Raw genomic sequence first — 14,166 nt, 5'->3', positions numbered from 1 at the left:
GCAGTGCGACAACAAATGACCGAAGTTATGCTGCTGGCAATCCATCCCTCCGGAGAGGACACCCCGTGGCTGTGGGACCTGTGGAGTACCTCGTCGTCGCCTTCCCCGGCAGCCGGTTCACCGGTGCGATCGCCCCGGCGCTGGCCGACGCGGTCGCGTCGAAGGCGGTACGCATCATCGACCTGGCCTTTGTGTACCGGGCCGACGACGGCACGCTCGAGACCGTCGAGCTGGACGACCTCGACCCCGAGGACCTCGTCTCGTTCGAGCCGGTCGAGGGCGAGGTCACCGGGATGCTGAACACCGAAGACATCCGGAAGCTGGGCGAGAGAGTGCCGCCGGGCAGCTCCGCGGCGCTGATCGTGTGGGAGGACCTCTGGGCGGTACCGCTCACCGAGGCCGTCCGTGCGTCGGGCGGACAGCTCGTCGCGCATGAGCGGATCCCCGCCGACGTCGCGGAGGCGGCCGTGTCCGCCGCCCGCTCCGCCCGCTGACACCGCACCCGCACCGGAAGGGCGTACGACATGCCGATTTTTCGAGGAGCCGGAGTGAACCGCCGCGGGCCGGGCCTGCTCGGCACGGTGGCGCGCACGGCCGTTGTCGCGGGCACCGCCTCGGCGGTCAGTGGCCGGGTCCAGCAACGCCAGCAGGCGAAGTTCAGCGAACGGGACGCGGAGCAGGCTGCCGAGCCTCAGGCGCAGCAGCAGGCCGCCGAACCGTCTCCGGATGATCTGATCGGTCAGCTGGAGCGGCTGGGCGCACTGAAGAAGCAGGGCGTCCTCACGGATGCCGAGTTCGTGGCGCAGAAGAACAGGCTTCTGGCGGAATGAGCGCGGCCGTCCGGGCGGGACCGGTTTGCGTGTTTCCCGTCCGCCACTCGCGGGTGTGTGCGGCGTATTGATCAATCTTCGGTCCCGGAAGCTGTATTCGACCGGCCGGGGCGGTGCGTGCGGCACCGTGCGGAGCCCGGCCGCGACGTCGCTCCCGCCCCTTGCCCGCTCCCGCGCATCCCCGTGGAGCCGCGGGCCGGCGGGGATACGGTGACGCGTCATCCTTTCTGCCCCGTGTACCTGCGTGCCCGATCGATCATCCCCGGCGTTCGGCTCTGTCGAATTCCCGGCCTCACGCGACTTTTGATCCGGCCAAGCCGAAATCAATTCGGATACGTGTCGGGAAAAGAGGAAGTTCATCGTGGAAACCGTCAGGGTCATCCCGGAGGTATCCGGTCTCAATCTGCGTGACCTGGGCGGCATCGCCCTGGAATGCGGCCGCCAGGTCCGGCCGGGCCGGGTGATGCGCTCCGGACAGCTCGGTGGGCTGGATCCGGCGGACGACGCCGCGGTGGCGGCACTCGGTATCCGCACGGTCGTCGATCTGCGGACCGCGGACGAGCGCGCGTCGGCCCCCGACCGCCTGCCGCCCGGGGCCCGGCTGTTCGTCGCCGATGTGCTCGGGGACAACCCGGGCGTGGCACCCGCCCGGCTCAGGGCCCTGCTCGCCGACGCGGTCGAGGCGGAGCGGCTGCTCGGGGACGGAAAGGCCGAGGAGATGTTCGCGGAGACGTACCGGCAGATGGTGCTCTCGCCGCGCGCCGGGGCCGCGTACCGGGCCTTCGTCGACACGGTCGCCGACGGTGCCGCGGGCCCGGTGCTCTTCCACTGCACCGCGGGCAAGGACCGGACGGGCTGGGCGGCGGCCCTGCTGCTCCTTCTGCTGGGCGCCTCGCGGGATGTCGTGAGGATCGAGTACCTCGCGGTGAACCCGGTGGTGCGGGTCGCCTTCCGGCCGTACGTGCAGAACTTCCTCGACGCCGGCGGTGACCCGGAGATCGCCTCCGCGATCATCGAGGTCCGTCCCCGCTACCTCGACACGGCGCTGGACGCCATGGACGAGCGGTGGGGAGGGCTCGACGGCTATGTGCGCGACGGGCTGCGCATCCCCGAAGCGGTCCTGCGGCGTCTGCGCACTGAACTCGTGTCCCCCGTCTGAGGGCTGTCCCGTGATCCGTGATTGATCACGGGACAGCCCTCGGGCTTCGGTTCCGCTGCCTCCGCCTCCCGGCGACCGCGCTCCGTTCTCCGCCCGCCCCCGGGTTGACTTGATACCCCTAGGGGGTATGTTGGGCATTCGAAGCGGCCGTTTCCCGGAGGAGAGCGCCATGAACAACGGATTGAAGATCACCGCCTATGCCGCCGCGCTCGCCGTGACCTTCGGTGTCGCCTACGGCGTGGGCAACGGCATCGACCCGCTGGTGGCCGCCGAGGCGCGACCCGCGCCGGAGCACGGCGGGCACGGCACGCAGCAGGAGGACGCCGCCGGGGCGGCGGGCCCGGCGGGCGGGCTGGGGGTATCCGACGGGGGCTACACGCTGGAGCTGCAGACGCCTGAGGTCGGTGCCGGTGCCCGCACCGGGATACGGTTCGCCGTCGTCGAGGACGCCACCGGTCGCAAGGTCACCGACTACCAGCGCGAACACGGCAAGGAACTGCACTTCATCCTGGCCTCGCGCGACCTCGGCACCTACCGGCATTTGCACCCCGTGCGCGCGTCCGACGGCACCTGGTCCGTCCCGGTGGACCTGCCCGCCGCCGGTGACTACCGGGCGTTCGCCGACTTCACCCCGGCGGCCGAAGGCGCGCGCAAACTCGTCCTCGGCGCCGACCTCGCGGTCTCGGGCGACTACCGGCCGAAGGCCTTCCCCGCCGCGCGCGCCACCGCCGTGACCGACGGCTACCGCGTGGACCTGGGCGGCGGGCTGAAGGCCGGCCGGGAAAGCGATCTCAAGCTCACCGTCAGCAGGAACGGCAGGCCCGTCACCGACCTCCAGCCCTATCTCGGCGCGTACGGGCATCTCGTCGCCCTGCGCTCCGGCGACCTCGCCTACCTGCATGTGCATCCCGCCGAGGGCGGCCCGGGCCCGGCTGTCTCCTTCGCGGCGACGGCGCCCAGCGGCGGCACCTACCGGCTGTTCCTGGACTTCCGGCACGGCGGCAAGGTGCACACCGCCGCGTTCACGGTCGAGGCCGGGAAGCCGGACACGGGCCGGACGCAGTCCCCGGACTCCGGCGAGCACAAGCACTGACCCGGGCGCGTCAGGCCCTCCCGTGCCTGCTGCCGGCACCGCACCAGCCCGCCGGGAAGGGCATCCGGATCGAGCTCCTCGTCGCCGGGAACGGCCGGGTGCCGTGGGTGCTGGTGCTGGTGCGGAATGCGGTGGCGGCCTCGGGCTGTGACCGCTCGCCTCAGACGTTCAGCAGCCGTTCGGTGAGATCGCGGTATTGCTGAAGGGTGATCCGCAGTTCCTCGGTCCGGGTCCCGGACTCCTCGCCCTGCTGCTGGGTGCCCATCTCGCGCCGACGCTCCTTGAGGGCGCTCGCGAGGCCGTCGACGGCTGCGTCGAAGGCGCTTTCGGCTTCCCCGACCGCTCGCAGGGGGCTCTCGACGAATTCGGTCACCGCATGCTGGAGCCGCAGGATCAGCCTCTCCTGATCGCCCTCCGGGAAGAGCGGCCGATCAGCTGCGAGGACGGCTCCGGCGCCCCCGTCAGGGGCTGCCAGCGGCTGTTCGGCACCCCGGTCGGGGGCTGCCAGCGGCTGCTCGGCGGCCCGGTCGGGGGCTACTGGCCGCTGTTCGGCGGCCTCGGGGGATTCTGTGGGGATCAGGGGTGCGCGTTCGGTGTCGTATGTCATGACGTGCCACTTCCTTCCGCATGGTGCCGGTCCCGGCGGGCCGGGCTCTGCGTACCGTTGGAGACCAGGACGTCGAAGAGACCGCGGGCCTCGATCATGGCCGCTCGCATCTCCTCCGTGCCGCCCTCGCCCCGCTTGACGGCGTGCACCCGGCGGTAGCCGTTGATGTGCTCGGCGTGGTGGACGGAGAGGGCGGCGGTCTGCTCCTCGAAGTCGCTGCCGTCGGGGAACCCCATGTCCTGGGCCAGCTCCGCGAGGAGCGCGTCGGCCTCGGCGACGGCCTCCTGCGGCGCATCGACGAACCTGCTCTGTGTCTGGGTCCAGCGCTCGGTGTACCGGGCACGGGCCTCGGGCGACAGCGGACGCTCATCGAGGGAACGGTGACGCTTCACCCGCTCGCTCAGTTCGTGCCGGGCGGCCTTGGCGTCGCCGTCGTGACGGGCGAGCGTCCGGTCGTACTCGGGCCCGAAGCGGCGCTGCAGGCCGCGCTCGCCCGGCTGTTGGCCGAACACGAAGAAGAGTCCGGCGGCCACCACCAGGACGACCGCGACGATGATCACGACAGTGGTCATGCTCACCACCCCTGCCGGTTCTCGGTCCGCTCCCTGCTGTGTTCCATGTTCACCATCCCTTTCGGTCCGTGCCCGGACGAGGGTCCGTCCGGGCGTGCTGCTCGTGTACCCAGCCGCACGAATTCATTCCCGGGCAGGTCAAGTTGCTCGCCGTGCCAGGCGTGCGCGGATGTGTCACCGGCGCCTCCCGGAGCGGGTCCGCCGGGTGCGCCTCGGTATCGTGGAGGGGACGAATCACAAGTCCTCCGAGAGGGGCGTCACGGTGACCGAACGCAAACCCGCCGGCATCAGCTTCGAGTCCTGGGTCGACAAACAGATCCGCGAATCCGAACAGCGTGGTGACTTCTCCCAGCTGCCGGGGTTCGGCAAGCCGCTCGACGGCCTCGACCGCCCGTACGACGAGACGTGGTGGATCAAGGCGAAGATGCAGCGCGAGGGGGTTTCGGTGCTCCCGCCGACCCTCGCCCTGCGCAAGGAGGCGGAGGACATCCTCGCCGCCCTGCCCGAGGTCCGGACGGAGGCCGAGGTGCGGCGGATGCTGACCGAGGTGAACGAGAAGATCGCCGAGGCCATCAGGCGGCCGCCACCGGGACCGCTCCTGAACCTCAAGCCGTTCGACGTCGATGCCCTGACCGGGCAGTGGCGCGCGGCGCGCGACTCCTCCTGAGGCGGCGGCCGGTGGACCACCGGCCGCCCCCGGGCCCCGGATGCGTAATACTCGGTGCATGAGACCGAGTGTTACGCGGCCGGGGCGCCAGGCGCCCGGCGAAGGCGTACGGATCCGGCGGGCGATCGCCCGGGACGCCAGGCGGCTGACCCGGCTGGTCCAGGCCTCGCGGGCCTATCAGGGGCCGTACGCCCCGATGGTCGCCGGATACCGGGTGGGCCCCGACTACATCGAGGCGCACAGGGTCTTCGCGGCCGTCGAGGAGGCCACCGGGCGGCTGCTCGGCTTCTACTCCCTCGTCCTGGATCCGCCCGAGCTCGACCTCATGTTCGTCGCCGATGACGCGCAGGGCGCCGGCATCGGGCGGCTGCTCGTCGGACACCTGCTGGACGAGGCGCGGAATGCCGGGCTCACGGGCGTACGCATCGTCTCGCACCCACCGTCCGAGGGCTTCTACCTGAGCGTGGGAGCCACGCGGACCGGCACCGAGCGGGCCGCTCCGCCCGTGGTGATGTGGGACCGGCCCGAACTGCTGCTCCCGGTCACCTGAGGACGGGGGAGGGCCCGGCCGGACCCGCGTGCGGCGGATCCGGCCGAGCCCCTGAACCGGCGCCCGCCGTCAGGAGGCGAAGCCCCCGTACGGACGTGTGATGATCTCCATCGCATGACCTGCGGGGTCGATGAAGTAGACGCCCCGGCCGCCGTCGTTGTGGTTGATCTCGCCCGGGTGCTTACGGTGCGGATCGGCGTAGTAGGCGGCCCCGAGCTCCTGGATGCGGGCGTACGCCGTATCGAACTCCGCCTCCGAGACGAGGAAGGCGTAGTGCTGGAGTGTGATGGATTCGGCGGGAGTGGTCGCGAAATCCAGGGTGACCCCGTTGGCCGTGATGACGGGGATGAACGGGCCCCACTCCGCGCCGGTCTCCAGCCCCAGGATGTCGGCCAGGAACTCTGCGGATTCCCGGTTGTCCCGGGCGTGAACGATGGTGTGATTCAACTCGACTGACACGGTGGAATGCCTCCAACAGGCATCTCACGGGCACCTCCACGCCTCACCCGACCGGTGACCGACGCGCGATGCCGTACCAAAGATTCTAGGCGCACTGCCCCGGATCGTCGAGGTCCTCCGGTGCTGCCCAGCGGCTGTGACCGCGGCCCGGACGACGACGCGGGACGCCCCGTTGGTCAGGCCGGGACGGCCGCGGTGGGGTTGTGGACGTCCGTGAGGGTGAAGAGTCCGCCGTCCGGATCGAGCAGTGTCGCCTCCCGTGCGTCGCGCCGCGACAACTCCTCGACGAGCGAACCGCCGTGCTTCTGCGCCGACGCGACGGCGGCGGCCACGTCGGGGACGGGGAAGTTGACCTGCCAGTGCGGCCGGATCAGCGGATCGGGGGCCGCCTCGACCGCGCCCGAGCTGATCCGGGCCAGCTGGCGGCCGCCGCAGCTCACGATCACCTCGTCCTTCGCGTACGACACCTCGCAGCAGCCGGGCCGCCCGCTCGCCCAGTCCAGCACCTCGCCGTAGAAGATCGCGGCGTCGAACGCGCTCCTGGTGTGCAGCCGCAGCCAGGCATGTGAATGGCCGTCCGGCGCGGGCGGCGAGGTCGCGGGCTCGGTCCGTTCCCAGATGCCGAACCCCGCGCCCTCGCGGTCGGCGGCCAGCGCGCCGCGCCCCTTGCCCAGGGCCAGCGGACCCACCGCCACCGTGCCGCTGCGCTCGCGGATCCGGGAGGCGGTCACATCGGCGTCCTGGACGGCGAAGTAGGGCGTCCACGCCACCGCGACACGGAACGTGGTCGCCACCGCACCGATACCGGCGACCGGCACGTCGCCGCGGCGGGCGACCGAGAACTCCTGGCCGAGCTTGCCCGGCCGGAAGGTCCAGCCCATCACCGGGCCGTAGAACTCCTGCGCCGACTCCAGGTCCCGGGTCATGAGATTGACCCAGCAGGGCGCCGCGGGCCCGGTCAGAGGCGCGGGCGCGGATGCCGAACCAGAGGTGCTTGCGGTCATGGTCCTACTGCCTTCATGGGGTGTGCGGCGGATGTGCGCCGGTGGCCTGCGGGCCCTCACCAGCCTCACCGGAGGCGGCCGCTCCCGCAACACGCGGCGCCGCCGCCCGCCGCGCACATGCCCCGGGGCAGCACGGAACCCGGGCCCGCCGGGCCCCCGCGCCACACCGCTCAGTCGCGCTTCTCGTCGTTCTCGGGCCGGTCGCTCTCGTACCCGTGCTCACCGAGCTCGTAGGGGGAGAGTCCGCGGCCGTCGGCCGGGAAGCTGTCGTCGGCGTGGACGTCGCGCTCCTCGAGGTGGGCGCGGTGGTCCGGCGCCACCGGCTGTTCCTCGGGCCGGGGCGCGGGCGGGTCCTGGGCGCGCCGTCGCTTGCCCAGCCACACGGCACCGATCAGCATAGCCACCAGGATCACTCCGACAACGGCCATCACCACCCCGGCCGCGCCCCGTCCGTCCGCGAGGGTGAGGGCCAGGGAATTCAGGGCTCCATGCGATACGTCCATGCATGCGGGATACCCCGGGAACGGGCCGTCACTCGGTAGCAAGGTCGAATTCATGTTTTAAGTGGATGTAAGGGTAAAAAGCGTTTCGATCGGTACAGACCCGGCCGTGGCCCGCATGCGGGCCACGGTGCCCCTCATGTCGCAGACACCCGGCCGCGGGGAGAGCCTGGAGGTAACTCTCAGGAAGGAACCGCGGTGAACAGCACACGGGAAGCGCAGGCGGAGGAGAACAGGCAGGGCGGGGAGGTGTCGGTCGTTCTCAGCGGGTGCGCGAAGGGCGACGCGGGCACGGTCTTCGACGTGCTGCGGGCCGCATTCGCCACGGACAGGGCCTCGGTCGATGTGCCGCAGGACGTCACGGGCAAGCGGCCCACGGCCTGGGTCGCGACCGTCGATGTGACCGAGAAGCGGGTGGTGTCGGGGTCCGTGGAGCTCGGCGCGCCCGTCACGGTCGATGCCCAGGGCGGCTACTGGGCGGTCGAACGGCTCAGGCAGGGCCTGGCCGGAGCCTTCGCGGTGCGGGTCGTGGGCACCGTCTCCGGGGACCAGGAGGAGGAAGTGCGGCTGCGGCTGGCGAGCAAGTAGGCCGCCCGTGCCGTGCCGCGTCCGTATCGGGGCGGGGTGCGGACTCTCTGGTGTAAATCTGATAGAAAGCGGACAAAGCGACCCTGAGTGAGAGGCCTCGGCGCGTGGATCCCACCACCCAGCGGGAGGACGGCGGGGGAGACCCACGGGCGACCGCCGGCCGTTCCACCCTGACCCTGAACGTCAACGGAACCGAGCGGACACTGACGCTCGACCACCGCACCACCCTCCTGGACACGCTGCGTCAGCACCTGGCCCTGACCGGTGCGAAGAAGGGCTGCGACCACGGCCAGTGCGGTGCCTGCACCGTCCTGGTGGACGGCCGGCGGGCGAACAGCTGCCTGCTCCTGGCCGTCGCGTACGACGGCTCCCGCATCACCACGATCGAGGGCCTGGCCGACGGCGACCGGCTGCACCCCATCCAGGAGGCCTTCCTGGACCGTGACGCGCTCCAGTGCGGCTACTGCACGCCCGGGCAGATCTGTTCCGCCGTCGGAGTGCTGGGCGAGGCCGCCGACGGCTTCCCCTCCCACGTCACCGGACACACCGCACCCGTCACCGCCCCGGCACACCTGGACGCCGCCGAGATCCGCGAGCGGATGAGCGGCAATCTGTGCCGCTGCGGCGCGTACCCCCGCATCGTCGAGGCGATCGGGGACGTGGCGCCGTGAAGCCCTTCAGCTATCTGCGCGCCGGATCCGTCGCCGAAGCGGTCCGGGAGAGCGCGGCCAGTCCCGGAGCCCGGTTCCTCGGCGGCGGCACCAACCTCGTCGACCTGATGAAGCTGGGGGTGGAGAGCCCCGGTCTGCTCATCGATGTGAGCAGGCTCCCGCTGGACCGGGTGACGGACACCGCCGACGGCGGACTGCGCATCGGCGCGACGGTACGCAACAGCGACCTGGCCGCCCATCACACGGTGCGCACCCGCTATCCGGCCCTCTCCCAGGCGCTGCTGGCCGGTGCCTCCGGGCAACTGCGCAACACCGCCACCACCGGCGGCAACCTCCTCCAGCGCACCCGCTGCCCGTACTTCCAGGACACGTCCAAGCTCTGCAACAAACGCGAGCCCGGCAGCGGCTGCCCGGCCCGCGAGGGCGCCCACCGCGACCTCGCCGTCCTCGGCCACTCCGCCGAATGCGTCGCCACCCACCCCTCGGACATGGCGGTCGCCCTGGCCGCCCTCGACGCCACGGTCCTGCTGCACGGACCGGACGGCGAACGCGCCGTGCCCGTCACCGGTTTCCACCGGCTGCCCGGGGACAGCCCGGACACCGACACCGTGATCCGGCCGGATGAACTCATCACCGAGGTACTCCTGCCGCCGCTCCCCGACGGCACGGTCTGCCTCTACCGCAAGGCCCGCGACCGCGCGTCGTTCGCCTTCGCCCTGGCCTCCGTCGCCGCGGTGCTGCGCGTCCGCGGCGGCCGGATCGAGCACGCGGCCCTCGCGTTCGGCGGCCTCGCCCACCGCCCCTGGCGGGCCCGTGCCGCCGAGGAGATCCTCCGCGGCGCACCCGCCACCGACGAGACGTACGAAACAGCGGTGGACGCCGAACTCGCCGCGGCCCGCCCGCTGCGCGACAACGCGTTCAAGGTCACCCTGGCCCGCCGGCTGGCCGTCGACGCCCTGGCCGGACTCGCAGCCCGTCCCTGAAGAGCCGAGGACTCCCCCCATGAGCCACGCCCCCCAGCCACTGGGCGCTCCCGTCGTCCGCCGCGAGGGCCGGGACAAGGTGACCGGCGCCGCGCGCTACTCCGCCGAGCGCGACCTGCCCGGCTGTTTGTACGCCTGGCCCGTGCCCGCCACCGTCCCGCGCGGCCGCGTCACCGCGATCCGCACCGCCGGGGCGATGGCCCTCCCCGGCGTCCGTGCCGTTCTCACCCATGAGAACGCGCCGCGCACCGAGGAACCGGACGACCCGATCCTCGCCGTTCTCCAGGACGACCACGTGCCGCACCGCGGCTGGCAGATCGCCCTCGTCGTGGCCGACAGCCTCGAAGACGCACGGGCGGGTGCCGAGGCGCTGCACATCAGCTACGAGACCGCCCCGCACGACGTCCTCCTGACTGAGGACCACCCAGGCCTGTACACCCCGCAGACCGTCAACGGCGGCTACCCGGCCGTACGCGAACGCGGCGACTTCGACCGGGCCTTCGCCGCCGCACCCGTCCGGATCGACGCCACGTACACACTCGGCGCCCTGCACAACCACCCGATGGAGCCGCACGCCTCGACCGCCCACTGGTCGCCGGACGGGCATCTCACCGTGTACGACAGCGGCCAGGGCGCCACCAGGGTGCGCGACAGTCTCGCCACCGTGTTCAAGCTGCGGCCGGACCAGGTTACCGTCGTCTCGGAGCACGTGGGCGGCGGCTTCGGCTGCAAGGGCACCCCGCGCCCCCAGGCCGTGCTCGCCGCCATGGCCGCCCTCCACACCGGCCGTCCCGTCGAACTCGCCATGCCCCGGCGCCACATGGCCGCGGTCGTCGGTCACCGAGCGCCCACCGTCCAGCGTGTCCGGCTCGGCGCCGAGGCCGACGGCACCCTCACCTCGCTCGCCCACGAGATCATCTCCCACACCTCCACCGTCAAGGAGTTCGTGGAGCAGGCCGCCGTACCGGCCCGGGTGATGTACGGCTCCGCACACAGCCGCACCGGCCACCGGGTCGCCGCCCTCGACGTCCCGAGCCCGTCGTGGATGCGGGCCCCGGGCGAGGCCTCCGGCATGTACGCGCTCGAATCGGCCCTCGACGAACTCGCCTCGGCCCTCGGTATCGACCCCGTCGAACTGCGCCTGCGCAACGACCCGGCCGGCGAACCGGACTCCGGGAAGCCCTTCAGCAGCCGCGGTCTGGCCGGCTGTCTGCGGGAGGGCGCCGCCCGCTTCGGCTGGCACGGGCGCGATCCCCGCCCCGCGATCCGCCGGGAAGGGGCGCTGCTGCTCGGTACGGGCGTCGCCTCCGCCACGTACCCCGTCTACATCGCCGCCTCCCACGCCTCGGCCCACGCCGCCGCCGACGGCTCGTACCGCATCGCGGTCAACGCCACCGACATCGGTACCGGCGCCCGCACCGTCCTCGCCCAGATCGCCGCGAGCGTGCTGGCGACCCCGGTGGAGAACGTGACGGTCGACATCGGCAACAGCGAACTGCCGGATGCCCCGCTGGCCGGTGGCTCCTCCGGCACCGCCTCCTGGGGCTGGTCGGTGCACAAGGCGGCGGCCGGCCTCGTGCGGCGGCTCGGTGAGCGCACCGGACCGCTGCCCGACGGGGGAGTGACGGTCACCGCCGACACCGGGAGCGAGACGGCAGTCGAGTCCCCGTACGCCCGGCACGCCTTCGGGGCGCACTTCGCCGAGGTCGCCGTCGACAGCCGGACCGGCGAGGTCCGGGTGCGCCGGATGCTCGGGGTCTTCGCCGCCGGACGCATCCTCAACTCCCGTACCGCACGCTCCCAGTTCATCGGCGGGATGACCATGGGGCTGGGCATGGCGCTGACCGAGTCCAGCACCATGGACCCGGTCTTCGGGGACTACACCGAGAGTGACCTCGCCTCCTATCATGTGCCGGCCTGCGCGGACGCGGTCGGCATCGAGGCGCACTGGATCGACGAGGAGGACCCGCATCTGAACCCGATGGGCAGCAAGGGCATCGGCGAGATCGGCATCGTCGGCGCGGCGTCGGCGATCGGCAACGCTGTCCGGCACGCCACCGGCGCCCGGCTGCGCACCCTCCCGCTCACCCCGGACCGGCTGCTGCCGCACCTGCCCTGACGGCGGGCGCCGCCCGGCACCGCTGCCAGGGGCAAATGCGCCGGTCATCAGGGGTGCGCGGCCGGATGTGTTGCGCAACCGGCTCTACCGGGTCACCCTAAGGAGTGACCCAGAAGTGACATCCGCTCACTCTTTGCATTCGGGGGTCGTTCGTTCAACGGGGCGAAGCATGTGGGCCTCGATGTGAGGAGCCTCGACGATGACCGTTCCACTCGACCGGCACTATCTGGTCGAACTCCAGGTTTCGGCAGAGCGTGTGTCCCAGCTGCGGCGGATCATCGCCGCGCATCTCCGCCACTGGAGTCTCGAACTTCACATCCGGCCCGTGTGCCGTGCTGTGGAGGAGCTGCTGACCAATGTCCAGCGGCACGTCGGCGACGACAACACCTGTGTCCTCCAACTCCGCTGGTCCGGACGGCACCTCACGGTCTCCGTCGCCGACAACGGTGCCGAAATGCCGAGGCTGCTCCACGAGGGCGGCGGCCTCAGCCGGGTGATGGCCCTCAGCGACAGTTGGGGCACCTGCCGGACAGCCGAGGGCAAGGTCGTCTGGTTCACCCGGTACGCGCAGGAGCCGCAGCACATCGCACTGGTGCCGCTCCCGCCGCTGCCCGGAGTCCGCGAATTCCGCCGTCCGCCCGCCGTGGTCACGGACTTCCCCGTGGCCGCACCTGCCCGGACGGACGCCCCCGCCCTCGTCTGAGACGCGCGGCACGGAGCGGCGCCGTGCGGCCGCCCGGCTGCTGCCCCGCACTCCGTACCGCAGCGCCTCGCAGTCCTCCCGCCCGGCGCGGACCATGCGTATCGCACGCATGGTCCGCGCCAGGCGGGTACACGTGCGCCGGGCCCGCGTTGCGCCACCGCGCGCGGCGCGGCACGGTCGGAGTACCGAGGCAAGGAGGCCACAGTCATGCCCATCGCGACGGTCAACCCCGCGAACGGCGAGACCCTCAGGACGTTCGACGCCCTGGGAGCGGACGAGATCGAGCGGCGGCTCGCCGCGGCGGACACCGCCTTCCGGGAGTACCGCACCACCGGGTTCGGCGAACGGTCCCGTCTGATGAACCGGGCCGCGGACCTCCTCGACGAGGACCAGCAGGACATCGCCCGCACCATGACCCTGGAGATGGGCAAGCCGGTCAGGGCGGCCCGCGCGGAGGCCGCGAAATGTGCGAAGGCGATGCGCTGGTACGCGTCCCACGCCCAGGGGCTCCTCGCCGACGAGCACCCCGCACCCGCCGACGTCGAGGACTCCGGCGCCTCCCGCGCCTACGTCCACTACCGCCCGCTGGGCACCGTCCTCGCCGTGATGCCGTGGAACTTCCCGCTCTGGCAGGTCGTACGGTTCGCGGCCCCCGCCCTCATGGCGGGCAACACCGGGCTGCTGAAGCACGCGTCCAACGTGCCGCAGACCGCGCTCTACCTGGGCGACCTGTTCCGCCGGGCCGGATTCCCGAAAGGCTGCTTCCAGACCCTGCTGGTGGGATCCGCGGCGGTCGAGGCGATCCTGCGCGACCGCCGGGTGGCCGCGGTCACCCTGACCGGCAGCGAACCGGCCGGCCGCGCGGTCGCGGCCGTCGCGGGCGACGAGGTGAAGCGGACCGTCCTGGAACTGGGCGGCAGCGACCCGTATCTCGTCCTGCCCTCGGCCGACGTCGCCAGGGCGGCCCGCACCGCGGTCACCGCCCGGGTCCAGAACAACGGGCAGTCCTGCATCGCCGCCAAGCGGTTCATCGTGCACACCGAGGTGTACGAGGAGTTCGCCGAACGCTTCACCGTGGGCATGCGCGACCTGACCGTCGGCGACCCGCTCCAGGAGTCCACCGACGTCGGCCCGCTCGCCAGCGAGCAGGGCCGCACCGACCTGGAGGAACTCGTCCACGACGCCGTACGGCAGGGCGCGAGCGCCCTGTGCGGCGGCGGCCGGCCCGAGGGGCTGAACGGCGGTCTGGAACACGGCTGGTTCTACGCCCCCACCGTCCTTGCCGGCATCACACCCGCCATGCGGATCCACCACGAGGAGACCTTCGGCCCCGTCGCCTCGCTCTACCGGGTGAACAGCCTCGACGAGGCGGTGGAGGTCGCCAACGACACCCCCTTCGGGCTCAGCTCCAACGTGTGGACCCGCGACCCCGAGGAGAGCCGGCGCTGCATCCGCGACCTGGAGGCGGGCGGGGTCTTCTTCAACGGGATGACGGCCTCGCACCCCGCGCTGCCGTTCGGCGGGGTGAAGCGCTCCGGCTACGGACGTGAGCTGGCCGGACACGGCATCCGGGAGTTCTGCAACGCCACGACCGTCTGGTACGGCCCCGAGCCGCGGTGACCGCGTCCCCAGCCCCCGGCCCTGTCCCGCCCGCTGAGAGG

17 protein-coding genes are annotated in these 14,166 nt (G+C 72.0%); 12 read left to right on the top strand and 5 right to left on the bottom strand.

Annotated elements, in window-relative coordinates; all coding sequences use genetic code 11:
* Positions 1-65 precede the first annotated feature (65 nt).
* The 4 genes from J1C73_RS11390 to J1C73_RS11375 all read left to right on the top strand — a co-directional run bounded on the left by J1C73_RS11390 (position 66) and on the right by J1C73_RS11375 (position 3,082).
* Positions 66-494 (top strand): DUF6325 family protein, encoded by a 429-nt coding sequence (locus tag J1C73_RS11390; protein WP_241200475.1) that lies wholly within the window; start codon positions 66-68, stop codon positions 492-494.
* 54 nt (positions 495-548) lie between these two features.
* A complete protein-coding gene (locus J1C73_RS11385) occupies positions 549-830 on the top strand; it encodes an SHOCT domain-containing protein (RefSeq protein WP_307797664.1) in 282 nt (93 codons plus the stop codon).
* 361 nt (positions 831-1,191) lie between these two features.
* A complete protein-coding gene (locus J1C73_RS11380; protein ID WP_207316259.1) occupies positions 1,192-1,989 on the top strand; it encodes a tyrosine-protein phosphatase in 798 nt (265 codons plus the stop codon).
* Positions 1,990-2,158: 169 nt separating this feature from the next.
* The gene (locus tag J1C73_RS11375) at positions 2,159-3,082 is read left to right on the top strand and encodes a DUF8832 domain-containing protein (protein ID WP_207316258.1); all 924 of its coding nucleotides are present in this window, start codon (positions 2,159-2,161) and stop codon (positions 3,080-3,082) included.
* Positions 3,083-3,242: 160 nt separating this feature from the next.
* Here the strand turns inward: J1C73_RS11375 and J1C73_RS11370 are convergent, their stop codons facing one another.
* Both J1C73_RS11370 and J1C73_RS11365 read right to left on the bottom strand, forming a co-directional pair.
* Positions 3,243-3,689, bottom strand: a complete 447-nt coding sequence (locus tag J1C73_RS11370) for a hypothetical protein (RefSeq protein WP_207316257.1) — start codon at positions 3,687-3,689, stop codon at positions 3,243-3,245.
* Positions 3,686-4,261 carry a hypothetical protein gene (locus tag J1C73_RS11365; RefSeq protein ID WP_242644023.1) on the bottom strand — a complete coding sequence of 192 codons (576 nt, stop codon included), beginning with the start codon at positions 4,259-4,261 and terminating at the stop codon, positions 3,686-3,688. The genes J1C73_RS11370 and J1C73_RS11365 overlap by 4 nt, the downstream gene beginning before the upstream one ends.
* Before the next feature lie 262 nt (positions 4,262-4,523).
* Here J1C73_RS11365 and J1C73_RS11360 point away from each other — a divergent pair, with 262 nt between their 5' ends.
* Both J1C73_RS11360 and J1C73_RS11355 read left to right on the top strand, forming a co-directional pair.
* On the top strand, positions 4,524-4,928 hold the full coding sequence (locus tag J1C73_RS11360) for a DnaJ family domain-containing protein (protein WP_207316255.1): 405 nt from the start codon (positions 4,524-4,526) through the stop codon (positions 4,926-4,928).
* Between the two features lie 58 nt (positions 4,929-4,986).
* Positions 4,987-5,478: a GNAT family N-acetyltransferase gene (locus J1C73_RS11355; RefSeq protein ID WP_242644022.1), complete on the top strand. Its 492-nt coding sequence runs from the start codon at positions 4,987-4,989 to the stop codon at positions 5,476-5,478.
* A gap of 69 nt (positions 5,479-5,547) precedes the next feature.
* Here J1C73_RS11355 and J1C73_RS11350 read toward each other — a convergent pair whose 3' ends face one another.
* From J1C73_RS11350 to J1C73_RS11340, 3 genes are all read right to left on the bottom strand, one after another.
* The gene (locus tag J1C73_RS11350; RefSeq protein WP_207316253.1) at positions 5,548-5,937 is read right to left on the bottom strand and encodes a VOC family protein; all 390 of its coding nucleotides are present in this window, start codon (positions 5,935-5,937) and stop codon (positions 5,548-5,550) included.
* A gap of 176 nt (positions 5,938-6,113) precedes the next feature.
* Positions 6,114-6,941 carry a VOC family protein gene (locus J1C73_RS11345; protein WP_207316252.1) on the bottom strand — a complete coding sequence of 276 codons (828 nt, stop codon included), beginning with the start codon at positions 6,939-6,941 and terminating at the stop codon, positions 6,114-6,116.
* Positions 6,942-7,111: 170 nt separating this feature from the next.
* Positions 7,112-7,444 carry a DUF6479 family protein gene (locus J1C73_RS11340; protein ID WP_207316251.1) on the bottom strand — a complete coding sequence of 111 codons (333 nt, stop codon included), beginning with the start codon at positions 7,442-7,444 and terminating at the stop codon, positions 7,112-7,114.
* Positions 7,445-7,639: 195 nt separating this feature from the next.
* On the opposite strand from J1C73_RS11340, the gene J1C73_RS11335 reads away from it, so the two are divergent.
* The 6 genes from J1C73_RS11335 to J1C73_RS11310 all read left to right on the top strand — a co-directional run bounded on the left by J1C73_RS11335 (position 7,640) and on the right by J1C73_RS11310 (position 14,125).
* Positions 7,640-8,029 (top strand): hypothetical protein, encoded by a 390-nt coding sequence (locus J1C73_RS11335; RefSeq protein WP_207316250.1) that lies wholly within the window; start codon positions 7,640-7,642, stop codon positions 8,027-8,029.
* A gap of 104 nt (positions 8,030-8,133) precedes the next feature.
* Positions 8,134-8,700, top strand: a complete 567-nt coding sequence (locus J1C73_RS11330) for a 2Fe-2S iron-sulfur cluster-binding protein (protein WP_207316249.1) — start codon at positions 8,134-8,136, stop codon at positions 8,698-8,700.
* Positions 8,697-9,683, top strand: coding sequence for an FAD binding domain-containing protein (locus J1C73_RS11325; protein ID WP_207316248.1), 987 nt, complete (start codon positions 8,697-8,699; stop codon positions 9,681-9,683). Before J1C73_RS11330 ends, J1C73_RS11325 begins: the two co-directional genes overlap by 4 nt.
* Before the next feature lie 19 nt (positions 9,684-9,702).
* Entirely contained in the window at positions 9,703-11,802 is a 2,100-nt protein-coding gene (locus J1C73_RS11320; protein WP_207316247.1) for a xanthine dehydrogenase family protein molybdopterin-binding subunit, read from the top strand.
* Positions 11,803-12,001: 199 nt separating this feature from the next.
* The gene (locus J1C73_RS11315) at positions 12,002-12,505 is read left to right on the top strand and encodes an ATP-binding protein (protein WP_207316246.1); all 504 of its coding nucleotides are present in this window, start codon (positions 12,002-12,004) and stop codon (positions 12,503-12,505) included.
* Between the two features lie 207 nt (positions 12,506-12,712).
* Positions 12,713-14,125 (top strand): NADP-dependent succinic semialdehyde dehydrogenase, encoded by a 1,413-nt coding sequence (locus J1C73_RS11310; RefSeq protein WP_207316245.1) that lies wholly within the window; start codon positions 12,713-12,715, stop codon positions 14,123-14,125.
* The last annotated feature ends 41 nt before the right edge of the window (positions 14,126-14,166 follow it).

Source organism: Streptomyces laculatispora (genome assembly GCF_017353455.1).
Lineage (GTDB): Bacteria > Actinomycetota > Actinomycetes > Streptomycetales > Streptomycetaceae > Streptomyces > Streptomyces laculatispora.
This window is presented reverse-complemented; position numbering and strand designations above follow the sequence as displayed.